Source organism: Pasteuria ramosa (assembly GCF_056496785.1).
Window position 1 is genome coordinate 1,268,477 of the sequence record NZ_CP143099.1, and the last position, 25,446, is coordinate 1,293,922.

At 29.2% G+C, this 25,446-nt stretch carries 11 protein-coding genes; 9 read left to right on the forward strand and 2 right to left on the reverse strand.

What is annotated here, in order from left to right; translation table 11 throughout:
• Window positions 1-4: 4 nt before the first annotated feature.
• The 3 genes from VS182_RS05480 to VS182_RS05490 all read left to right on the forward strand — a co-directional run bounded on the left by VS182_RS05480 (window position 5) and on the right by VS182_RS05490 (window position 3,710).
• Window positions 5-880: a DegV family protein gene (locus tag VS182_RS05480; RefSeq protein ID WP_479484165.1), complete on the forward strand. Its 876-nt coding sequence runs from the start codon at window positions 5-7 to the stop codon at window positions 878-880.
• Between the two features lie 190 nt (window positions 881-1,070).
• Complete coding sequence (recG, locus tag VS182_RS05485; protein ID WP_479492423.1) at window positions 1,071-3,137, forward strand: ATP-dependent DNA helicase RecG; 2,067 nt, start codon at window positions 1,071-1,073, stop codon at window positions 3,135-3,137.
• A gap of 120 nt (window positions 3,138-3,257) precedes the next feature.
• Complete coding sequence (locus VS182_RS05490) at window positions 3,258-3,710, forward strand: SpoVA/SpoVAEb family sporulation membrane protein (protein ID WP_479484167.1); 453 nt, start codon at window positions 3,258-3,260, stop codon at window positions 3,708-3,710.
• A gap of 507 nt (window positions 3,711-4,217) precedes the next feature.
• Here VS182_RS05490 and VS182_RS05495 read toward each other — a convergent pair.
• Window positions 4,218-5,105, reverse strand: a complete 888-nt coding sequence (locus VS182_RS05495; protein ID WP_479484168.1) for a CPBP family intramembrane glutamic endopeptidase — start codon at window positions 5,103-5,105, stop codon at window positions 4,218-4,220.
• 2,051 nt (window positions 5,106-7,156) lie between these two features.
• Between VS182_RS05495 and VS182_RS05500 the strand changes: the two genes are divergently transcribed.
• The 6 genes from VS182_RS05500 to VS182_RS05525 all read left to right on the forward strand — a co-directional run bounded on the left by VS182_RS05500 (window position 7,157) and on the right by VS182_RS05525 (window position 20,337).
• Entirely contained in the window at window positions 7,157-9,157 is a 2,001-nt protein-coding gene (locus VS182_RS05500; protein ID WP_479484169.1) for a transglycosylase domain-containing protein, read from the forward strand.
• 557 nt (window positions 9,158-9,714) lie between these two features.
• The gene (locus VS182_RS05505) at window positions 9,715-14,373 is read left to right on the forward strand and encodes a hypothetical protein (protein WP_479492424.1); all 4,659 of its coding nucleotides are present in this window, start codon (window positions 9,715-9,717) and stop codon (window positions 14,371-14,373) included.
• A gap of 644 nt (window positions 14,374-15,017) precedes the next feature.
• A complete protein-coding gene (locus VS182_RS05510; RefSeq protein ID WP_479492425.1) occupies window positions 15,018-16,475 on the forward strand; it encodes an alkaline phosphatase family protein in 1,458 nt (485 codons plus the stop codon).
• A gap of 74 nt (window positions 16,476-16,549) precedes the next feature.
• Window positions 16,550-17,296 (forward strand): hypothetical protein, encoded by a 747-nt coding sequence (locus VS182_RS05515; RefSeq protein WP_479484289.1) that lies wholly within the window; start codon window positions 16,550-16,552, stop codon window positions 17,294-17,296.
• Window positions 17,297-17,466: 170 nt separating this feature from the next.
• Window positions 17,467-19,116, forward strand: coding sequence for a FumA C-terminus/TtdB family hydratase beta subunit (locus VS182_RS05520; protein ID WP_479492427.1), 1,650 nt, complete (start codon window positions 17,467-17,469; stop codon window positions 19,114-19,116).
• Between the two features lie 177 nt (window positions 19,117-19,293).
• Window positions 19,294-20,337, forward strand: a complete 1,044-nt coding sequence (locus VS182_RS05525; protein ID WP_479484287.1) for a DUF1002 domain-containing protein — start codon at window positions 19,294-19,296, stop codon at window positions 20,335-20,337.
• A 92-nt stretch (window positions 20,338-20,429) separates the two neighbouring features.
• On the opposite strand, the gene VS182_RS05530 is transcribed toward VS182_RS05525, so the two are convergent.
• Window positions 20,430-25,328, reverse strand: coding sequence for a hypothetical protein (locus VS182_RS05530; RefSeq protein ID WP_479492428.1), 4,899 nt, complete (start codon window positions 25,326-25,328; stop codon window positions 20,430-20,432).
• Window positions 25,329-25,446 lie beyond the last annotated feature (118 nt).

Below are 25,446 nucleotides of genomic sequence, written 5' to 3' on the forward strand. Positions count from 1 at the left end.
ATAAATGATTCATATTGTTACTGATAGCACATCTGATTTATCCCCAGCAGTATGTGCTTCTTTACCTATTTCTATTATCCCTCTCTCTGTTCGTTTAGGTGATGGACCTTTTCACGAAGATACATCTATTGATAAGGCTCCATTCTATGAAAAATTATTTGATAAGAAGGCAGCATTACCGCAGACATCACAGCCTTCACCTCAAAAATTTGTTGAATTATATCAAAATTTGATTCAACAAGGGGTTACAAAGATTATTTCATTTCATATCTCTCTAGGTTTAAGTGGGACATGTAAATCGGCACACATAGCTAAAGAGATTATTCATCAATCTTCGCCTGATATTGAACTTATTATTGTTGATTCGCAAGTTATTTCATACAGCTTAGGCTTAGGTGTTTTGGCTGCTGCACAAGCTGTGGTTGATGGTAAAGATGTAGAAATATGTCTTCAACGAGCTAAAGATGCTTTTGCTAATTCTTTACTCTTATATAATGTTGATGATTTTCATTTTTTGAAACAAGGCGGAAGAATTGGACGCGCTTCATACATGCTAGGTTCTGTTTTAAAGATTCTTCCAATTTTGTCCATGAAAGACGGTGAAGTTATTGGGATTGATCGTGTACGTGGTCGTATGAAATTAGCGGAGCATTTTTTAAAACATATTCATAAGCATACCAAGCCTGGTACTCTGATTGATGGTGCTTTGTTATATAGTGCTGCGATCAGCGATGCTGCTAATAGTGTATATGAACGTTTGAATAACGATTATCGCTTAGGTTATTTTCCCAAGGTGATGCTATCACCATGTATCGTATGTCATCTAGGCCCTTCTATTTGGGGGATTGTTGTTTTTGAAAGACGTGTTTATGATAAGTAGATTTTTGATAGTTACCTATTAATATATCCATTTTATGGATATATTATGAGTTATTTTTGATGATATATGATTTAGATTATGAAAAAAGATTTTATAAATTATATATGGACCACGTATTGTGCATATAGTTAAAGACCAATGAATTCAAAAGATGAATTTTTGGCGGATTTGCTAAATGTAGGCGGTGTTTATGTTGATTATAGGTATTTCTACGAAGCCGTTATCAAAGATCGAGGATATTACACCTGCTAAGCTCAAATGTTTACTTGCGCTTAATTTAGTTAACGTGGCTGATCTTATGTTGTATGCGCCTATGCGTTATGAAGATCATCGCTTGCGATCAACGGTTAATAGTTTTAAAAATGGTGAAGTAATTTCTATTTATGGCAAAATTAGCAGTCATACTAGTTTAAGATGGTATGCTCAGAAAAAGACACGCAGTAGTAGGTTAGTTGTCAAGATGCAAATTTGTACGGCTGAAGATTTGATGATGGATGTGGAATTAGTTTGGTTTAATCAACATTATTGGCGCGATAAATTGGCGCAAGGTGATTTTTTGCGCGTTATCGGTCGATGGGACGATAAGAGGCGCCAAGTTGTTGTTCATAAAACTTTTTTTCAGCCTAAAGATGTTGTTAATGATGTTTTGACGCCTATTTATAGTTTGAGTAAGGGTATTACAACTACTTGTGTTGAAGGTATTATTCAAAATGTTTTAGAGCTTTATCATGAAAGTATTAAAGAAATTTTACCTTTGCATCTTCAACAACAATACCGTTTATTATCTAGAAAAGAAGCTATTTTTAAGATACATAAGCCAAGCACTTTAAATGATGCTAAACAGGCTAGGCGTCGTTTAGCCTATGAAGAATTATTGTTATATCAGCTTTGTTTATTAGCTCGTCGTGCTAAAAGACGATTAAAAGTAGGGATTTCTCGTACTTGGTCAAAGGAAAAATTAGCTGTTTTTTATAAATTTATACCTTTCAAACTTACAATTTCGCAACAACAGGCTGTTGAGGAAATTTTATTTGACTTAGGTTCATCTTATCCCATGAAACGTTTGCTTCAAGGGGATGTTGGGACCGGAAAAACAGTGGTTGCTGCTTTGGCATTATATGTTAATGCACTTAGTGGATATCAAGGTGCATGTATGGTGCCGACAGAAATTTTGGCTTCACAGCATTATGAAGCGATGAGTAAATGGCTTGTACCTTTAGGCATACGTCTTGTTTATTTAACTAGCCGTATGACATCTAAAGCCAAGCGTGAAGCTTTAGCACGTTTAGCCGATGGTACAGCTGATGTGGCAATTGGCACACATGCCCTGATTTCTGATGGTGTAAGTTTTGCTAATCTAGGTTTAATCATCACTGATGAACAGCATCGTTTTGGTGTTAAACAACGATCTGCTTTATATGAAAAAGGTAATTTACCCGATATGCTTTGTATGACAGCTACTCCCATACCTCGCACTTTATCCATTACTGCTTTTGGTGAACAAGATGTTTCAATTCTTAATGAGCGACCTAAAGGCCGAAAACCGATTGATACGTATTGGGTTCGAGGCAAGGCATGGCCTAAGATTATTAATCATTTAAAAGAAGCTTGTGCTCATGGAGAACAGGCATATGTTGTTTGTCCGCGCATCGAAGCGATGTTTGAAGAAGATGTACAACATGCTGAAAAAAGGTTTCAAGAGTTGACGGAAAAATTAATTGATTATAAAATTGGCCTCTTACATAGCCGCTTGTCAGGTGAGATGAAAGAACAAGCAATGCATGCCTTTGTTAAAGGTGAAACGCATATTTTAGTCGCTACTACTATGGTGGAAGTAGGAGTTGATGTTCCTAATGCGACGACAATGGTTATTGAAGCAGCTGATCGTTTTGGTTTAGCACAGCTTCATCAGTTAAGAGGTCGTGTTGGTCGAGGAGAAAAGAAATCAACCTGTTTTTTAATTGCTGATCCTTCGACAGAGCAAGGTAGTGAACGTATGACAATTATTACGCAAAATGAAGATGGTTTTAAAATTGCTCAAGAAGACCTAAGATTGCGTGGCCCAGGCGAATTTTTAGGGGTTAGACAGAGTGGATTACCTACCTTTCGCTTTGCTGATTTACAAACAGATCAACGCATGCTAGAAGTTGCCCGCGCAGATGCTGCATGTCTTCTTGAAAAATTATCTAAAGAACCCGAATTAGCATATTTAGCAGAATATATTGAAAAAGAAATTACAGAAACCAGGGCTGTCTAAAAGGCTTGTTTTTTAGGAACAAGCTTTTTTCTGGTTTTTATCACACGAAAATATTTATTTAAACAATGAATATTTTCGTGTGATAAATTGGATTTTAAGTTAAAAGGGGTGTTTAACTTAATGACTATCCAGAATCCACTTAAACAAAATTACACCAATATTGTTAATAAGATGATCAACGACAAAAAAACGTTCTTTCGTATTATGAAAGCTTTTTTTGTTGGAGGTTCGATATCTTTATTAGCAGAAATGTTTTTGCTTTGGCTAAATACTGTAACACTATTTAGTGAAAAAGATAATCGTACGATAGTTATGCTAATTTTGATTATCATAAGTTGTATATTAACAGGACTAGGTAAATTCAACAAAATTTCTCAATGGGCAGGAGCAGGAACAGGCGTACCGATAACAGGTTTTGCTAATTCAATTGCTTCTTCAGCCTTAGAACATCGTACAGAGGGCTTTGTACTAGGGGTTGCTGGTAATATGTTTCGTTTAGCTGGTTCAGTTATTGTTTACGGTATTGTTTCAGCATGGATAGTGGCTTTTATCTATTGGTTATTTTATATATGATATCTAGATTTAAATATATTTTTTAATTTAAATATATTTTTTAATTTAAATATTTAAAAAATATATAAATTCCATAGCAAAAGTAAAAAAGTAAAAAAGTAAAAAAGTAAAAAAGTAAATTTTTAATAAAAATAATAAAATGTTATTGTATTTCCAAAGTCTTAAAATATATTATATTTTAAGACTTTGGAAACAAAAATAGACATTCTTCTATCACCTGTTTAGAATATAAGTGTCCTAATAAAACACAACAGGAGAATAAAGAATGTCTATTAATTGTAGGGTAACAAATAAATCTCATTTGGTCAAATTTTTTCGTAAATTGGGGTTAATATCCCAATTTACTTCATCTAATAAAACATACTGTATTCTTTATTAATCGGATATATTGGTATTCTTGGACAAGTTCTATATTTGTTTTAAAAAGATTTATTATTACTTCTAATTTATATAGAAATATAATAAATAATAATTTTTTTATTTTTAAAAAATATTATTTAAAAAATATTATTTAAAAAATATTACTTTAACCAATATCGATACACCACATAATGAATTATTTATAAAATGAATTAAAATGGATGCCCATAATCCATAACGCTTAGCAATCCAACCTAATAATAATGAAAATAAAAACGTAAATAAAAGAGTTGCCATATCATATTGGACATGGAGGATGGTGAATAAAAAACTTGTTAATATAATACCTATTTTAGGTTGTAAAAATCCGCGACACAATAATTCTTCTCCTAAAGCGGGTAAAATAGAAGTAAGAACCAAGAGTGATAAAATTAATGATGGCGATATTATGATGGAATTATAAATTTCATCCATAGGATCTGGTTGATGGGTAATAAACAATCTTATTAAATATTCCAGACCATAGTTTAATAAAAATAAAATAATAGAAGCTATTATTAAGTTACAAAAAACCTTGAAAGAAAGAGATTTATTTAATCCTAGACGCTCAATGCATTGTTTAGGTGTACGATAAACATATATACCTAAACCGGAAAAGACAATTAATATGAAAGTTAAAAAATTCATATAGGTGTCTAATTGATACAACGCACCAACATCAATTATACTTCTAGCAAATTTACTAGCATTTTGTGCGAATTCTTCGGGTATTCTGGATAGAACAAATTGACAAATTATCAAAAGAGATACTAGAATAAATGATATATGCGTAAATCTACGATAATCTAAGCGGAATATTTCTGTAATTTTTTTTCGCGGATAAGAAAACAGCAGGGTAGATCCTATTAGAGAAAAAGTTAAAAATATACAACCTTTGAAATAGTCCGGACTATAAGTTTTATTATTTTGAATTAAGTAAATAGATAAAATAATTAAACTTAAAATTAATAAAATATATAGGAAGCGAAAAATCAAATTAGTATTATTGATTTTATTTTGATTAAAAAATAACTTTCTTTTTAATGACCCTTCTTTTAATAAAAAACATCTCTCATCGTATTTTAAACTAAGCATGATAATCAAAGGAAGCAAAATTAAAATTAACAATGAAATATAAATTGTACAACCTCCTCAATTATTTAGGGAAAGTAATTGCTAGTGGATTTTAGGGATCAGTGGTTATGATTACCTCAATAAAGTAGACAAACTTTATATTTTAGATATTCATCTTAATCTTTTATCATGTATTATAAAATAACATTAATATAATTGTCAAATAAATATTTTTATTTGTTTATATATATTTTTCAAAATTAGCGTAGTTAGCAATATTAGATAAAGAGAAGATACAAAATTATTTTTCTATGAATTTGTTCAATAATTAATGTAAAGTGAGTTCAATGACTTAATCAACAGCACTAAAAGCTATGATAATGGCTAGTTTTATGTTTAAATTCCATTAATTGTGTTCAAATATAAAAAATAAAAGATTTTTACTTTAGTGATTTTATCATATGAGAGATGAAAAATATGAAAACTTACTTATAGGATATCTTGTAGATAATACTTTCTTGAAGGTGCATTGTATCTTTTGTATGATTTTATTAAAAGTGCTTTTACTAATACCAAAAATTTGCGCAATTATTCTATTCTTAAGTCCAAGTAAAATAATTAAAAAATAATTATACTTGATTTTCGTATTCTAGGATATTTGTTCTCCCATGCTTTTTATGGTTCTTTAAAGCTATTTTTCTAACTCACTAAACTATTATTGAGAAGATTATTTTATCTACACCGACAGCAGACATGGATTTACCGTCATTCGAATGCTGATATTTTTTCATATCCTAGTATTTACCTTTATATTTATACATTTATGTTTAATCATTTCTTTTAAATATCAAATTCTATATATTACAATTTTAATTTAAAAAAATTAAAAAAGATAAAATAATTTTATATGAACTGATTTTTTATCATAAACTTAAAACTATTAATAAAACATACTGTATTTTGATCCTAAATTATTAATATTAAAATAATTGCAACATTAGTATTTATATGTCTTAAAAAATATATAAAAGGCATATTTATTGTTTACTTTAAGCTTTTTATAAAATTTTAAAATAAACAATAAATACCAATTATCTGTATTAATAGGATATATTGGTATTCTTGGACAAGTCCTATATTTGTTTTAAAAAGATTTAGTATTACTTCTAATTTATATAGAAACAGAATAGAAAGTTTTGAAAAACAATTTCAATGTTATAATTGATATTTATAATTATGATTTACCAATAAAAAGAAATTTAAAACTTAAAAAATCAGATGATCAATGCTTATTATTTAGTTAGTTACTAAAGTTATAATTTTAATATCTAATATCTAATATCTAATATATATATATTAGATATTAGATATTATTAATTTAATGATAAATTTTTAATGTTAAAAAATATAAAATTAACTTTAATTACATAAATTGACTGATCTATATCTAAAAGTTTTTATTAATACCAATATTTTTATAATATTAATGAAATTAACACTAAGCAAATCATAAAGTTATTTGCTTTGTCTTGTTATTTATATTTTGACAATAAAAATTATTTTTGCTTATTTTTTCTGAATAATTACTAAAATAAAAAAAGGTAACAAAATGCATTCAGGGTGTAAAAAGAATGGAAGCTATAACCATTTACTATATAAAAATTGATTTGATTTTGTGAATTATTAACATAGAAAAGATAGTTTATCGTTTTAATTGTGATTTTTTATTATAAATAATATATATCTTAAAATAATTATTATAATAACCAAAAAAATTTGTGCTATTTGGAAGCTTGTATTTATATTTTTTTAATTTTATTTTTCATTGCATTGATGTAAGGTTTGATTTATACATTGTTTTGTATATAATTATTACCAATTTTTGTTTGAAATTTTTTATATGTATAGTTATTACCATCATTTCATATCCTAACAAGAAGTGAAATTAGTTTCCTAAAAGTGAGGGGGAGATGATGTTTGTATTTTTAAAATTACTGAATGGTCATCATAACAGCTTTATGAAATCATTATTTCGTAGAGGTTTGTTGTTTTTATTTGTTTTACTAACAGTTTTTTTTCTTTATCTGCGTTTTTGTCCTTTACCTCCAGTTAAGATTGGCATGGCTTCAATGTTATACGATGAAGATGGTTCCAAGATTGCTCATTTAGGAGTAGGTCCTTCGAGAGAACATATCTCATTAAATCAGATACCTTCACATGTGGCTATGGCCACATTAGCAGCGGAAGATCGTTCTTTTTATCAACATTTTGGTTTTTCGGTTTCTGGTATTTTTAGAGCTTTGTTGGTAAATTTATCAAAGGGTAAAGTAGTTGAAGGGGCAAGTACAATTACGCAGCAATTAGCTCGAAACTTGTATCTTGATCACAATCGTACGTGGATGCGTAAGTTTAGAGAAGCATTTTATGCTTTGCAGCTAGAATTACAATTTAGTAAAGATCGTTTGTTAGAGCTATATTTGAGCACTGTTTATTATGGTCATGGTGCTTATGGAGTAGGTCAAGCAGCTCAAGTGTATTTTAATAAATCGATTCGCGATGTTAACGTATCTGAAGCCGCTTTTTTAGCTTCGTTACCTCGAGGTCCAAAGCATTATTCACCTTATAATCATTTTTCGCGTGTTCAACGTCGTAAGCTACATATTATTCATTTGATGAAAAACAATAAATTTATTTCTCAAGAAAAATCTGTTGAAGCTATGCATCAGAAAATACAACTTGCTCCTTATCATGATAAACCAGTATATCAAGCTGGTTATTTGCGTAAACCCATTATTTTAGAAGCAATGGATATCTTAAAATTAAGTGAAGCTGATATTATTAAGGGCGGTTTTAAGATATTTACCACTATCGATATAGAACTTCAGCAACAAGCCGAAGGGATTGTTTATAATTATTTGAAAAAAACACCTGAATTACAAGGTGTGATAGTGGCGGCTGATCCTCACCAGGGTGTTGTTAAAGCAATTGTTGGTGGCCGAGATGATTTAAAATCGCCTTATAATCGGGCTTTATCTTTAAGACAACCTGGTTCAACATTTAAACCTTTTTTGTATTTGTTGGCTCTTAAACATGGTTTTACACCTTTAACCAGAATTGATAGTTCTCCTAAGAAGTTTATATATGAAGATGGTGTTTATGCGCCTGCCAACTATGATCATAATTACGCCTATCGGCCAATTACTATGCGAGAATCAATTGCTCAATCAGATAATATTTATGCTGTCAGCACTTACTTTAAACTAGGTGGAGAAAATATAATTGAGCTGGCTCGTAAATTGGGCATTCGTAGTCATCTGAATCCAACGCCTTCGTTAGCTTTAGGAAGCTATGCCATTACACCTTTGGAACTAACGGAAGCATATTCAACCCTTGCATCACAAGGTATTCATAAGTCATTGCGATTCATTTCACGTATTGAAGATGCACAAGGCAAAGTTTTGTATACGCGTAATAATGAAGGTAAACGTGTTTATTCACCTGAACATATATATGTTTTAAACAAGTTATTAAGAAATGTATTTGACCAGGGAGGAACAGCATACCGCATTTCTAACTGGGTATCTAAAGATGTTGTGGGTAAAACGGGATCAACAGATTGGGATGGTTGGTTAGTTGGTTTTACACCCGATTTAGTAACAACAACTTGGGTTGGTTATGATCAGAATAAAATATTATCAACCGACGAAGTACGCTTGAGTCAATTTATCTGGGCAGAATTTATGCAAAAAGCACTAGCGAATAAGCCTAAAACCGCTACTTTGCCACCACCAGGTGTGATTGAAGTTAATATTGATCCGGAGACAGATCAATTAGCTACAGCGAGTTGTCCAAGAGTATACAAAGAGTTTTTTGTTAAGGGTACAGAACCCCAGCATGTATGTACTAGGCATAGTATTGAGGATGACATGACATGGTGGGATCGGTTAACAGACTTTTGGGAAGGTGTTTTTTAACACCTTCTTTTTTAATTCATGGAAATTTTGATAAAGAGCTTGTCCAATAACCCATGTTAAAGAGAGTTTAAGAACCTAATTTAATGCACAAAAAGCTATGATAATGGCTATTTTGTGTTTCAATTACATCATTATTACTAATCGGCTATATTCATATTTATGTACAAGTCCTCTATACATGCGATTTAGGAATGTCTATGTTTTTTTTTGCAAAATCTTAAAATATAAGATTTTGCAAAACTTGGAAATACCGTAATATTAACATTTCCTTATTTTTTATTAATAATTTATATTTTATTTATTTTATTTTTTTAATTTTCATATTTAATCAAATATTTATTTTAAATATCTTTACTTGTAATAAACTTGACAAATATGTTATAAAACATTACAATTTTATGGGTGAAAATATTTTAATGTTTTTATGAAATTAAAAATAAAAATATATACATTATATTTGACTATTATTTTATTTTAAATTCTTAGTTTTATATTGTTTTAGACAATATAAAATGGAATATATAGACCAAACGAAATATATAGGAGAAAATTAATTTATGGCAATATTTTATTCAAAAAAATCAGAGAAATTATTTTTATCATTGGCTTTATTTACATCCCATTTAATTTTCCCAGATAGTGTTATAGGGATTAGTACATCTTTGGCGAATGAGTTAGGAGATATGAGTAGGGATGACTTGACAGATATTATACATTCAACATCCTCTTTAGATAGTAAAATTAATAATACAAATATGGAAACATTAATATCATCAGTTAATAATAATATTAAGGAAAAAGTGGATGGGAATCAGAATTATGATGAAAGGGATTTGACAGTTAATATTTCTGAGGGATTTTTATCATCTAAGTTCATAGAACCTAATTTTATATCTCATAATATCGATGTGTTAACAGAAAAACCATATATTATTTCCGAATCGGAACCTAATGGTTATATTAGGGCTAAACGAGGTTTAGCTGATCATAAGAGTTTTAAGCGCCCTATTATATTACCCAAAGGGGTTAGTAATGGTGAGGAAGAAACAGGTGTTATAAAAACTGATGAATCATTAGATAAATTAGATTCTAAATTTTTAACAAAAGATAGTAAGGAAATGGTTGATGATTATAAGCGCTTATCTAATTTAAATTTTGCAGTTCCTGGAGATATTTTTAAAGATTGGGAAGATATTGCATTTCGTGTTATAAAGCCAATTAATGAGATATATAGGTATATATCTGGGCATATTATAGAAAATCAGTTTCTATCACCAGATTATGATAAATTTTCAAAAGATATAGGGGCTATTTTAGATAAATTAGAATATTTCGAAGATAGCAAATATGAATTTGGCAATATCAATTTGAATAATTTACCTTATACAAATGACGATTTTGGGATATTAGAGGAAGCTCGCAAGTTTGTTTTAGAAGATATTTTTGTGCTTATTTTTAATCATTTTAAAAAAGATGGTTTTAATTTTGAACAAGCTAAATTTAAGCAGATAATTTTATCTGAGGATGGATCAACTGTATTGGAGGAAGCTACTTCTGAGAAGAATGATTTATATGATAATAAAAGAGAACTTTATAATTATATAGGCGAATATTTAAATGAATATTCCGAAGAAACAAAAGAATACTATGATAGTTTTAATTGGCAGTTACCGCTTATGCAGAATAAACATTTTACAGAAGATTATCAGAAACTTTTGAAACAAAGATTACATAACATGACCATAGCTCTAGATGAACAAAAGAAACAAGGATTTATATCTACTGAAGAATATACTATTATGCAAGATAGTCTAAATTCTCTAAATTCAAATATTTCTGTAGCAGAAAGAACAAGTGTTTTTATGAGTTATTTGCATTCATCTTCATATACACCTGTGAAAAATTCAGATGAATACAATAAAAAGATCTATAAGGCAAATTCTTCGTTGTCTAAGATAAGTTATCATATAGGTAATAATATTAGGTCAGCATTTTTAGATAAATTATTAGTTTTTTTGAAAGATAAGTTTGGACAGGATCATTTTTTTATTGGATTCAAAGAGGAATTGGCACATCTTTTAGCGCGTGATTTTGCTGAAGCAAAAGTTAGAATTTCTGATCGGATAGAGTTTTTTAGTAAGTTAGCTGCTGATAATTTGATCGAATATTCGGATGATTCCGAAGATGATTCTTTAGGTAAATCAGGTTATACGATAATTGAACATACACAATTTTACGAAGAATTTCGACATTTAGTTAATAATGCTGAAGAATTGAAAGGTTTTTTGGATGAATTTTATAACATAGGTGCTAAACGTGGTAATGATCGTGATGCCGAAATGTATGATAAAAGGAGACCTTTGGCAAAAGAGATATGGAAATTTATTTATGATAAGGTTAGTCCAAAATATAAGTTATATATAGATCCTATTTTACAACCTAATCCAAAAAACAGGAATCCCGAGATTGAAATAGCTATTGATCCATCAACAAAGAAACTTATTAGTAATGAAGATGAATTGATCTATCTTTTAGGTTATAAGCGAGATGATTTTAAGAAACGAATTTCTGATATCATACGTGGATCTTTGTTAGGTATTTATAGTGATTTCTTTTATCTTAATATTAATTATGCTGATTATATTTTAGAAGAAAAGATGAAATCAAGTATACCGTCTTTTTTTGAAATATTACAGGAAAAGATAAAAAATGGACTATTTTGGGATTCTCTTACAAGTATTTTTATGAATATGCCTATACCTACTAAGATTACATCTAATATTAAGAGCAATATTTTCAAGAAAGCACAAGTGGGAATTGCTGTTGCGGATCATTATAAAGATCAGATATGGCCTAAAATGTCTAAGACATTAAAACCATGGGTTATACCAAATCATATGAAAAAATTGAATAAAGAAGATGTATTGTCAGAGATTTCGCTGACGCGGCCTAATAGATGTAAAAGGGGAGCTGAAGATTTATGTTATCCATCATCATCGATAAAAAGAAAAAGTTCACAGTCAGAAGATACGACATCATATTTAGAAAAGGTTTTAGGTAAATATAATATTAATAAAATCAATATGTATAGAAATGATTTAGAAATACAAAAAGAAAAAATTTCTAAAGTTACAGATATGGTTATGAAAGAAGAAATAAAATTCCAAGAATATGTAATGCAGAATTTGCCAAATATTCATATTAAGCCAAAAGCGGAATTTTTGCAGTCAATTTATCAAAAAGCTAAGGAAGAATATATTGCGATAAAGATATATATTCATGATCTTAGAATGAATTTATATTCAGCAAAAGAATTACCTGAAAGTTTAATTGCTAAGCAAATATTTTCAAGTTTGCATACAGATATTGTAAATTATAACCGCTATATCCAAAATAATATACATATATTTTTAGTAAAAATTAATATATTATTAAGGAGATATATTAGACCAAACAATTTAAGTTCACATTTTAATGATTATATACAAGAAGTATTAAAACTAAAGAGTATAAAAGATTTTTTATTTAAAATTGATTCTTTAAATACACACTATAAAAAGCGTCAATCCACGTTTTTAGAAATAGATAATGATCTTATTTTGACCTTGAAAAAAAAATCAAAAGAAATAGAAACAAATTTAGGTGCATATGGAGATGCAAAGAAAGACTATGAAAAATATGAAATTATATATGAATGTGTTAGTGATAAGTTAAATCATATGATAATTTTATTAAAAGAAAAAACATCGGATCATACAGAAGTTTCAAATGCGATATACATGGTTTTATATCAAGAATTAGTTGAAAAATTATTTGTGCTTAATCGACATTTTCATAGCATTCGAAGAGAATGGGATGATTTTTCACTCAAATACCATGCTTTACAAAAAGGTATATTTTTAGAATCTTCTTCAAGTTCTGAACCACCATTAAAAAAATCAGCAATGACTACTCCTTTACCAGTACAAACAAGATCTATATTAGAACCATTAGCATCGACATCCCAAGCTTCAATAACTGCATCATCAGGACAAACGAGATCTATATTAGAACCAGAAGCATCGACATCCCAAGCTTCAATAACTGCATCATCAGGACAAACGAGATCTATATTAGAACCAGAAGCATCGACATCCCAAGCTTCAATAACTGCATCATCAGGACAAACGAGATCTATATTAGAACCAGAAGCATCGACATCCCAAGCTTCAATAACTTCATCATCAGGACAAACAAGATCTATATTAGAACCAGAAGCATCGCAATCAACTTCATTTTTTTATTCTGGTAAAGGTGGGAATTCTAAATCGAGACCGTATCAGATAATGGAAGGGGTAGAGGTCCCTGCTGATAAAGTTAAATTTTTTATGAAAGAAAATTTAGATAAATGGGATGAGATGCTAAAAACAGAAATTTATTTTCTTTCTAATTGGAAAAACAACGAACTTTTAGCATATGAATCCATAATAAATAGACATATTGATGATTTACGGAAAGCTTCAGCAAAATTATCTGAGTTTAATATAAAATTTCCAAATGATGGCGATTTTTCAGAGAAACAAAAACTAATTTTACCATTGGCAAAAATTTTTTCTGAATCATTAGAACTTGCTTCAGGGCCTATTTTTATCAAAGAATTTATTAAGATAAATCCAACTGATGATATTAATGCACATATTACGTATCTCAGATATGCATTAGAAATAAATAATCGATATACAGAATTAAATAAATATTTATATGGTTTTTTCAATGTTGTAGTTAATCAACAAGCTGATTATTTTAAATCTAAATTTAATAATATTTCTTCTTTCGAACAATCAATAGATGCTCTTGAATATTTAAATTTTTTTAAGCAAGAATTTGTTAGTCGTCTTAAATTGCATTCAGATTTAATATTTAACCTAGCTGATAATAGGGATTTATTACATAAAGAATTACAGATTTTTATTCCTATGTTAGAAAAAAGCATTAAAACCTCAGAAAATTTAGGAATGAAATTAAAACAAGTATTGAAATCATCAGAAAATTTCGGAATGAAATTAAAACAAGTATTGAGCTCAGCGCAATATCTTCAGACTAATTACCCTGTTGTGCCCGGAGGTATCTTGCGTTTAGAATCAGAACGCAATCTAAATCATATTCATAGTTTTGTTAAATCTTCTGAAGATAAATTAGGTAAATTGATAAATTTACCTGAGCTATTACCTATATAAAAATTTTATATCTGATTTGTGATGTTTGCTTAAAAATCAAAATACTGAGACTTATTAATGAATATTATCAAATTTTATGCTATTTTTAAATTTTGCAACATCGTATATTTGAAGAGGTTGCAAAAAAAAAAATAAATATTCCTAGGTATTTTTTGTAAAATATAATTTTTTATTAATAAAATATAATCATAGGATAGTTGTGATTCATCTTAATTATACTATATATTTCTTTAAAAAAACAACTTTATTAATCAAACACGCTTTAGAAGCATTATATTATTTTTTAAAATATAAAAAAGCTCTGATTATATTTCATCTGAGCTTTTTTATTTTGAGCTTGTCCAATAACCCATGTTAAATAGTGTTTAAATTACACCATTACTAATCGGCTATATTAATATTTCTTGACAAGTCCTTTATAGCACATGTCCAAAAAAATAATCAACCAAAAACATTACTACTTTCAGAATTAAAGGTTAATTATCATAAATTTTTATGGGCGGTAATCAATTTATAAAAGTATATAAAATGGCAATAATTTAGTGCCATTTTATATACTATATTTTATTTTTGCAACAAGTCTAATAAATACCCCTATATTAGGTTACTAATATGTGTAACTAATTTTTTAAGGGAGGCCGCTTATGGATAAATTACCCATCGTGGTCATTTTGGTGGACGGTCTGATGGATAATCTATTGAGCGAAGCTATTAAAAAAGGTTACGCTGATACCTTAGCCTCTTTATGTGAACATGGCTTATATAATCCTAAAATGATTGCACCTTTCCCCTCATTACCCATCTGTTTAGAAGCAGCACTTTTAACAGGTACGGATCCAGTTATTAATGGTATCAAAGGTTACAATATTTATTGTCCAATGCATAAAAATCTGGTAAATATTAAAGCAAGGGTCTTGAAAATAGGTATATTCAAAAAATTTTTTTTTGTAAAAGATCATTTTTATGCAGCTAGCCAAACATTATTAAACAAAAATATACCCACATTACATGAAACAGCAAAAACCAAAACTGGATCCTTAGGTTTAAAAATATATCGCGGGACACAAGAGAAAAGTATTAACTTACCTTGGATAATTAAACGAAAGACAGATTTTTCAAATAGCCTGGTCCAAGCAACCCATTTTTTTTCTCTTGGATCATTTTCTAATTTAAATAATAGAAGTAATAAGTTTAAAGAACCAGCTTATGGTATAACAAATGAAAATATCATAAATGAATTTCAAGTTATGATAAACCGTGATAAAATTCCACAACTAACTTTGATGTCATTACCTGATCTTAGCTATACTTTAGCTTCAGGAAAAAAGTATGCCATAAATGCTATTAGAGATACAGACAATACCATATTTAAAATTATGGAGACATTTGGATCGATCAAAAAAGCTATTTCCAATGCGCGATGGTTAATTATCGGTGGAGGTAAAACTTTTTTATTGCCGATAACCAAAGCATATATTGATTTAGATAAAACTCTTCAAAGATTCAAAGTATCTAATCATCAAAAACATATAAATAATCATACACAAATTATTATCGCACAAAACGAACGCTCTGCTTTTATACATATCGCAGATCTGAATATAAATCCCAAACAAATAGCAAATCTGCTTCAAACAGAAAAACAAATTGATATTATCGCATGGTATGAAGAAGAAGCGGTACATGTTATAAGCGGTACAACAGCTGGTAAGATGCGTTTTTATCCTGATAAAGCTAGTCTATTAATAGATCACTTTGGACAACATTTTACAATCAGCGGTGATAAAACAATAATCGATATTATTATTGAAAAACCAAAAGATAACCAGCATCAACCTAAAATTATTTATGGCTGTTATCCAGATATCCTCAATCAACTATGGCATTGTTTCATCAACGATCCACGAGCTGTCGTCATAACTTGTGCACCAGGATACAAAATTCTTGACCAGCATTGTTTTAAACATGATGATGTTTCAAGTGGATCAATGCATAGCGATGATGTCTACACACCTCTAATTGCCTGTGGTACAAATGATCAACCAAACACCAACCGTATTACCGATATTGCTCACTGGATACTGTCTATGATGCAGGTCTAAGCTAAACTTCGATATAATAATAATAAAATGCATTCCCTTAAAATAATAAATTGAAAGGTTAAATGAGGTGTAGGGTGAAAAACGACCTTTTTATATGGCATAAGTTGACGTTACCAAAAACTTGGCCAATATTAGAAGAACATGTACTATATCAGCTAGCGTTAAAAACAGACCGTATATATCCTTTCCTCACCAAAAACCAAAAAAATGCAGCCATTGAAGAAGCAATTAAATTTGGTACATCAGTAGCTAAAGAAATAAAAAAACTGAACACACCTCTAGAATTGTTTAACCTAATTTTAAAACATAAAGTTCGTATAATTAAAGATACCCAAAAACCAAAAGACCAGACAATGCCGAAAAAAACCACTAAAACCGCCATAAATAAACTTGATTATATCTATCCAGAAAATATTCAAGCCACCTATTTAAGTAAACCACCTACTATTATCATCCATCAACCTCACATCGATTTATTAAAACAGTTCTTTTCATATGACCCAGTACCACCAAATGAAAAAGAAATAACCAGCCTATACATTTGTAATGCTTTTTTTTATCATTTAACAAAAAAAAGCTATAAAAAACATAGTACACAAATAATTATCAAAAATTTAGGTCTGTTAAAATACAAAAAATACCTCACCAAACCACATGATATTGCATCATATATTTTTACCAAAAATGTTTTGAAATTAAAATGGAACCCTATGATAATTGATCATCTGATAACATTGCGGCAGTGCGGATGGTCAAACGAAAAAATCAGCATTTATTTTCAATCTTTAAATCAAAAACATAAAACGGCCATAATAATTTAAGCTTATTAAGAAATAGAAATCAAGCTAAATAATGTTAATTTTATCAATTTAATAAATCAAATAAAAAAACAATAAAAATAAATAGCTTAAACAAATAAAAATAAAAATGTTAGGTTATTGCACAATTAGTAATCATGCAATAACCTAACAACAAAAGAAAGGATGTTAAAATGAAAAGATATAAAGAAGCTATTTTTAAATTAATCACTGAAACATCAACTAATTTACCTTACGATGTAAAACAAAAATTAACTGAAGCAAATCATCAAGAAATTTCTGGTACAAAATCATCTTTTGCTTTAACAACTATTATGACTAATATCGAACAAGCTGCACAAAATACAGGTCCTATATGTCAAGATACAGGTATGCCGACTTTTATCATCAATTTTCCTTATAAATTTAACACCTGTTATTTAGAAGAAGATATTAAAGAATCAATCGCAAAAGCAACTACTCAAGGTATACTGCGACCTAATAGTGTTGATCCTTTAACAGGAAAAAACTCAGGCAATAATATCGGTAACCATACACCTGTTATACATTTTTACCCCTGGGAAAAAAACTTTATGGAAATAAAGCTCTTACTTAAAGGTGGTGGTTGTGAAAATAAAAATCAACAATACAGTTTACCCTATGACCTACCTTATTTAGGCAAAGCAGGTCGTGACATCGAAGGTGTTCGTAAATGTATCTTACATAGCATCTATAGTGCACAAGGACAAGGATGTAGCGCTGGCTTTATCGGTGTATGCATCGGTGGTGATCGTACATCAGGCTATGAAGGAGCCAAAGAACAATTATTCCGTAAATGCCATGATGTAAATCCAAATCATTCATTAGAAAAATTAGAAAACTACATCATAGAAAAAGCAAATACCCTAGGCATTGGAACCATGGGTTTTGGTGGAGAAATAACGCTACTTGGATGTAAAATAGGCACGAGAAATCGTATACCAGCAAGCTTCTTTGTCTCAATCGCTTATAATTGTTGGGCATTCCGACGCCAAGGTATACGGTTAGATATAAGTACTGGTAATATTATAAATTGGTTGTATAAAAAAGAAGGCAACGAAAAGAAGAATGAAAAGATAAACGAAAAGAAGAATGAAAAGATAAACGAAAAGAAGAATGAAAAGATAAAAGAAACAACAACACAAAGTACTATGCAAATAACATCGTACGAAAATAAAGCAACCAACATTCAACAAACACAAAAGGTAATTAAATTGCAAACACCTTTAACTGAAGAAGCTATTTTAAAACTTAAAATAGGTGATGTCGTCTTATTAAATGGACCTATCTATACAGGACGGGATTCATTACATAAACATTTAATTAACCATCACTCACCATATAATTTGCAAAATGGCGTCATCTATCATTGTGGACCAGTAGCTTTAAAAAATCTTGAGATCGATAAACAAACAAAAGATCAATGGCTTATTAAAGCAGCAGGCCCAACAACAAGCATACGGGAAGAACCATATCAAGCTGATATTATCGCTAAATTTGGCATAAGGGCTGTCATCGGTAAAGGTGGCATGGGGACAAAAACACTAGCTGCATTAAAAAAACACGGTGCTGTATACTTAAATGCCATCGGTGGCGCAGCACAATTCTATGCCAATTGTATTAAACAAGTTCTTGGTGTAGAATTTATGGAATGGGGTATTCCTGAAGCTATGTGGAACATTGAAGTAAAAGATTTTCCTGCAATAGTCACAATGGATGCTCATGGTAATAGTTTACATCATGATGTTGACAAGAGCTCTGCAGATAAATTAAAAGAAATGGCTGAACCTGTATTTAAAACATAGATCGTTTATAGATATAATATCTTCCATTAAATTATTTAGTTTTTTATTTATTCATTTGGTGGATTTTTATTTATTAAAAATAACCAGAATATTTTTAAATAATAAATAAATTTATATAATGATAACTTAATAAAAGAAAAAGCTTGGCTATTTTTTAAAATCAAAAGGAGTGAAAAGTTGTTTAATATATTTGGTATAATTCAAAAATTTAAAATAAAAAAAATAAGTACCATATTTATGCAAAAATTTCTCTTATCCATCTTCCTCATACTTAGTACCTGCTCCATGGGATCAATTAACTACATCTATGCAGACGCTGTGGAAGAATTAGTCGTCACTGTAGGAGCGGATTTAAATCCGATGCAGAGACAAATGATTTTACAAAGATTTGGGATATCCTTGGTAGGCCATGATCAAATCACAGAAATGAGCACAGGAAAAAAAGGTCGCTTAATTGTCGTCACCAATGCTGAAGAACATAGTACACTAGGACAAAGTTTTGATGCTCGGACAATCGGTAACCAAGCACTTTCATCAGCTAAAATTTCCATGCACGATACAGTGGCAGGGATATCTATAAATACAAATAATATTTCTAATGTTACAAAAGAAATGTATGCTGGAGTTTTGACGACAGCAGGTATTAAAAATGCCGATATAAACGTTGACGCACCTTTTAGAGTATCAGGTACGGGTGCCTTAACAGGTATTATAAAAGCTTTTGAAATAGCAACAGGCAAAAAAATCGACCCTAAAAATAAAAAAATCGCTGCAGATGAGTTAGCCTTAACATCCCAAATTATGCAAACCACTAACGATCCTAACAAAACAGCCCAATTTATGTTAGCGCTAAAAAAAGAAATCTCGGATAATCCACCAAAAACCCCTGCCGAGTATACACAAATTATTAACAATATAAGCCAAGAATTAAAAATAAATATAAGCCCAGAGATAACCCAGAATATAAGTAATTTTGCCGAAAACTTTAAAAGTCTCAACATACCATGGAGTGAGCTCCTACCACAATTTCAAGGTATGAGCGAAGAATTAAAAAAAGTTTTCAATCTAGAACATATTAAAAATATCACAGGTATTGAATTTGATGATAATTTTTTCACTAAAATAACAAACCTTTTAGGCCAATTATTAGCTTTTGCATTAAAAATAATAGAAGTTGTGCTTGAATTCATACGTGGAATTTTTGTAAATATAGCCAAATAAAATTTAACATAAAATAAAAACCAAGAGGAAGAAATGGAAACCTCTCGGTTTTTATTTTTTCTAAATATATAATAAGACTTAATTAAAAATTTTTATATACGTTCTAAACCGGGAATCGTACGTTCTAAACCTGGCGTTATAAGTTCTAAATCAGGCATCGTACGTTCTAAATCAGACATAGCATACTCTGGATTATGAATCATATCTTCTGGATTATGAATCATATCTTCTGGATTATGAATCACATCTTCTGGATTATGAATTACATCTTCTGGATTATGAATCACATCTTCTGGATTATGAATCACATCTTCTAGATTATGAATCATATCTTTTGGATTATGAATCATATCTTCTGGATTATGAATCATATCTTCTGGATTATGAATCATATCTTCTGGATTATGTATCGTGCGTTCTAAATTAGTCATCGTACGTTCTGAATCTGGTATTATAAGTTCTAAATCAGGTATTTTATACAATATAGCTAATTTATCTTCAATATTTTTAAAATAATTATCTATATCGTTTAGATTAGATCCAGAAATAGGAATGGTATATTGACCCCCATCATACTTAGACTTGATATCTTGTGCATCTATTAATGTTTGTTTTAATGTTACGCTTAAATTGTCTGACTTACTAATCTTTTCTTCAAATATTGAAATTAATTTCGATAAGTCCTCAATTAAAATATTTCTGTTATCAGATATTTTAATTTCTAAATCTGTATGAAATTTTAGTTTAGTCATAAAGTCCGTTTTAAAAATCAGTAAATGTTCATTTAAAGCTCTTACTTGTTCACGGTTACCAGCATGCTTAGATTCATTTCTAAAGTAATCTATTTTTTTATTAATAATATCATAAAAAAAATCATATAAAGATTTATTTAATTCTTTAAATACATTATTTATCTCCAGGTATAGATTAATATTCTTAATACGAGCATCAAAAGAATTAATATTATCCAAATTTCTATTTATAAATTCATTGCGTAAAATATATCCCATAGCAAGTTCTAATGACTCCGAAAATTTTTGCGCTAATGGTAAAATAAGTTTGTTCTTCTCTGAAAAATCACCATTATTTAATAATTGTATATTAAACTCATCCAACTTTGCGGAAGCTGCCTTAAAATCATCAATATATCTATGAACCATAGGTGATGGAGAATCTGCGTATGAAGATAGAAAATTAATTTGTGCATCGAGTGCGTCTTTCCATCTTTTAAAATTTTCCAGACTAAAAAATTTAACTTTATCAAGCATAACCTCCACGCCTTCTATAAAGAAAGGTCGAGATTTAGAATTACCTCCATTACCAGAATATAAAAATGAAGTTTCTTGAGATGTCGATGCTTCTGATATATATCTTTGTAATTCTGGTAAATTAGTAGATGCTGTGTTTAATGTGGGGTGAGAAACTGAAGAAGATTTTAAAGACATACTTTTTTTAAAATATTCATATTTAAGACAAAAATTTTCCCATTCTTTAGTGATATTATAAAACTGTCGATCAAGCACAAATAATTTTTCAACTAATTCTTGATATAAAACCATGTGTATATACTTTTCAGCGGAGCTACGTAGCAATTTTTTCTTTTTTAAAAATTTTATCATATAATTTAACTTATCCTTAGCCTCGTTATATATTCTTTCCCATTTTTCATAAGCTTGCTTAGCCTCTTCATATACCTCTAAATTCATTTCAATTTCTTTGGATTTTTTGTTCAAGGAAGAAAGAATATCATCTGATTCTTTAGTTGTATCGTATTTGGTAATATACTCTTTTTTAAAAGAATCTATTTGAATCAATAAATTCTTTATATCTGGTTTTTCTTTGCTTTTGTTTACATTATTAAAGAAATATTTCCTCGGATATTCTTGTGCACTATATTTTTGTTCAAATATCTTAATTCGATCATCTAACAAATCTAACCATTTAGGGATATAACTACGATAATCTAAAACTTCTTTACGTAAATTTAAAAACATTTGTTTTGATATTAAACTTTGAAATTTATCTTTATCAATATCTACATCTAAATCGATTTTTAGCTTAAAAAAATTTTCTTTTATTTTTTTATATTTATCCACACCTTCTTTATAAGCTTTAAGCAAATATTCGGGAGATTCAAATGTTAATCCCAAGTTTGGATATGGCTTTGGTGTTTTTTCTTCCATCCCTAAAATATGATCTTTTATTTCATGTATAGTTTGATTTTCGCTGAAATCCTCCCTATACTTCTTGATTTTATCTGCATCCTCTTTGCCTAACAACATTTCTAAATATAATGTCATATCTTCTTCCCGAGGTCTTTTATTTTCTAAAGATTGTGATGAATTAGAACCGGTTGCAGGTTGTTCTGCATTAGAACCGGTTGCAGGTTGTTCTGCATTAGAACCGGTTGCAGGTTGTTCTGCATTAGAACCGGTTGCATGTTGAGAAACTGAAGAAGATTTTAAGGGCATACCTTTTTTTAAATATTCATATTTAAGACAAAAATTTTCCCACTCTTGAATGATATTATAAAACTTTCGATCAAGCGCAAATGATTTTGCAGCCAATTCTTGATCTAAAACCATATATATATAACTTCCAGATACGCTGTTCTGCAATTCTTCTTTTGAATTTGATAAAAATTCTATTATATAATTTAACTTATCCTTAGCCTCGTTATATATTCTTTCCCATTTTTCATAAGCTTGCTTAGCTTCTTCATATACCTCTAAATTCATTTCAATTGCTTGGGATTTTATTTTCAAGGTAGACAGAATATCACTTGAGTTGTTAGTTGTATCGTATTTGATAATATATTCTTTCTTTAAAGAATCTATTTGATCAAATAAATTCTTTATATCTGGTTTTTCTTTAATCTTCTTTTCATGATGAAAGAAATGGCTCCTTGTTAATCTGATTTCACTATATTTTTTTTCAAATATCTTAATTCGATCATTTAAAAAAGCTAACCATTTCTCGATATATGTATGATAATCTAAAACTTCCTTACGTAAATTTAAAAATATTTGCTCTGATATTAAACTTTTAAAGTTATCTTTATCAATATCTACATCTAAATCGTTTTTTATATTTAACAAATTTTCTTTTATTTTTTTAAATTTATCTAGTCCTTCTTTATAAGCTGTCAGCAAATATATGGGGGATTCAAATTTTAAAATCCTGTTTGGATATGGCTGTGGTGTTTTTGCTTCCGTTACCAAAATATTATCTTTGATTTCATATATATTTTTATTTTTTATAAAATCCGCCCTATACTTCTTTATTTTATCCGCATCATCTTTACCTAACAACATTTCTAAATATAATGTCATATCTTCTTCCCGAGGTCTTGTATTTTCTAAATATTTTGATGAATTAAAACCGGTTTCATGTTGTGCTGCATCAGAGCCTGTTGCGTGTTGAGAAACTGAAGAAGATTTTAATTGCATCCCTTTTTTTAAATATTCATATTTAAGACAAAAATTGTCCCACTCTTGAGTGATATTATAAAACTGCCGATCAAGCGCAAAGGATTTGTCAATCAATTCTTGATATAAAGTAATTTGTATATTCCTACCAGGTAAACTTCGCTGCAATCCTTCTTTTGAATTTGATAAAAATTCTATCATATAATTTAACTTATCCTTAGACTCGTTATATGTTATTTCCCATTTTTCATAAGCTTGCTTAGCCTCTTCATATATCTCTAAATTCATTTCAATTTCTTTAGATTTGGTTTTCAAGGAAGAAAGAATATCATCTGATACTTTAGTTATATCGTATTTGGTAATATATTCTTTCTTTAAAAAATCTATTTGATCAAATAGATTTTTTATACCTGTTTTTGTTTTAATCTTCTTTTCATCATAAAAGAAATTTTTCCTTCTTCCTTTTATTTTACTATATTTTTTTTCAAATATCTTAATTCGATCATTTAACAAATCTGAGCATTTCTGGATATACGTACTATAATCTAAAACTTCTTTATGTAACTTTAAGAACATTTGCTTTGATATTAAACTTTGAAATGGATAGTTAAAAATATCTAAATCTAAAAAGATTTTTAGATTAGACAAATTTTCTTTTATTTTGGCATATTTATCCACCCCTTCTTTATAAGCTGTCTGCAAATATTCAGGGAATTCAAAGATTATTTTCCGGTTTGGATATGGCGGTGGTGTTTTTTCTTCCATTTCAAAAATATTATCTTGGATTTCATGTATATTTTGATTTTCTATAAAATTTGCCCTATACTTCTGTATTCTATCTGCATCATCTTTACCTAACAACATTTCTAAATATAATGTCATATCTTCTTCCTGAGTACTTTTACTTTCCGCAGAGTTTCTAGATTTTTTATAACTCTGACCTCCAGTAATAGATTCAACATCATCCGTCCTTTGTCTTTTACCTCCTTCACGATTACTTTGTCTAGAAACTGGATTACCTGAAGAATGTGCAGTTAATACTGAAGCATCAGCCGAGGATGATCGATTATGTAAAGAAAAATCTATTGACAAGGCTTGTTGAACATTTGTACGTAATAATGGCATACTATTTACATTAGGACCAATTACATGTGTTACTAATCCCCTATTTACATTAGTATTAGTTGCATGTTGTGCTACATTAGTATTGGTTGCATGTTGTGCTACATTAGTATTAGTTGCATGTTGTGCTACATTAGTATTAGTTGCATGTTGTGCTACATTAGTATTAGTTGCATGTTGTGCTACATTAGTATTGGTTGCATGTTGTGCTACATTAGTATTAGTTGCATGTTGTGCTACATTAGTATTAGTTGTATGTGTTACTAATCCCCTATTTGCATCTGACAATGATTGTCCTGTTCGAATCACTTTTACTGCATCAACAAATGTCAATAGAGGTGTAAATAGAATACTAGATGAAAAAATCAACGATTTATTTAATAAATTCCATTTTTTAAAAACTGTTTTATTTTTATTTATTGGTTCAGATATATCTATCACTGTTGAACACCTATCCTAATTATATTTATTTAGTTAATATGACCTCGATATATCTCGACAAAAAAAATTAAACTTAAAATTCCTTGGTAACTGATAGCTTTGAATACTTAATATAAAA

Bases quoted from the DNA above. Each gene is read 5' to 3' on its own strand.
- VS182_RS05480 (WP_479484165.1), top strand. From the start codon at position 5: ATGATTCATATTGTTACTGATAGCACATCTGATTTATCCCCAGCAGTA.
- recG (WP_479492423.1), top strand. From the start codon at position 1,071: ATGTTGATTATAGGTATTTCTACGAAGCCGTTATCAAAGATCGAGGAT.
- VS182_RS05490 (WP_479484167.1), top strand. From the start codon at position 3,258: ATGACTATCCAGAATCCACTTAAACAAAATTACACCAATATTGTTAAT.
- VS182_RS05500 (WP_479484169.1), top strand. From the start codon at position 7,157: ATGTTTGTATTTTTAAAATTACTGAATGGTCATCATAACAGCTTTATG.
- VS182_RS05505 (WP_479492424.1), top strand. From the start codon at position 9,715: ATGGCAATATTTTATTCAAAAAAATCAGAGAAATTATTTTTATCATTG.
- VS182_RS05510 (WP_479492425.1), top strand. From the start codon at position 15,018: ATGGATAAATTACCCATCGTGGTCATTTTGGTGGACGGTCTGATGGAT.
- VS182_RS05520 (WP_479492427.1), top strand. From the start codon at position 17,467: ATGAAAAGATATAAAGAAGCTATTTTTAAATTAATCACTGAAACATCA.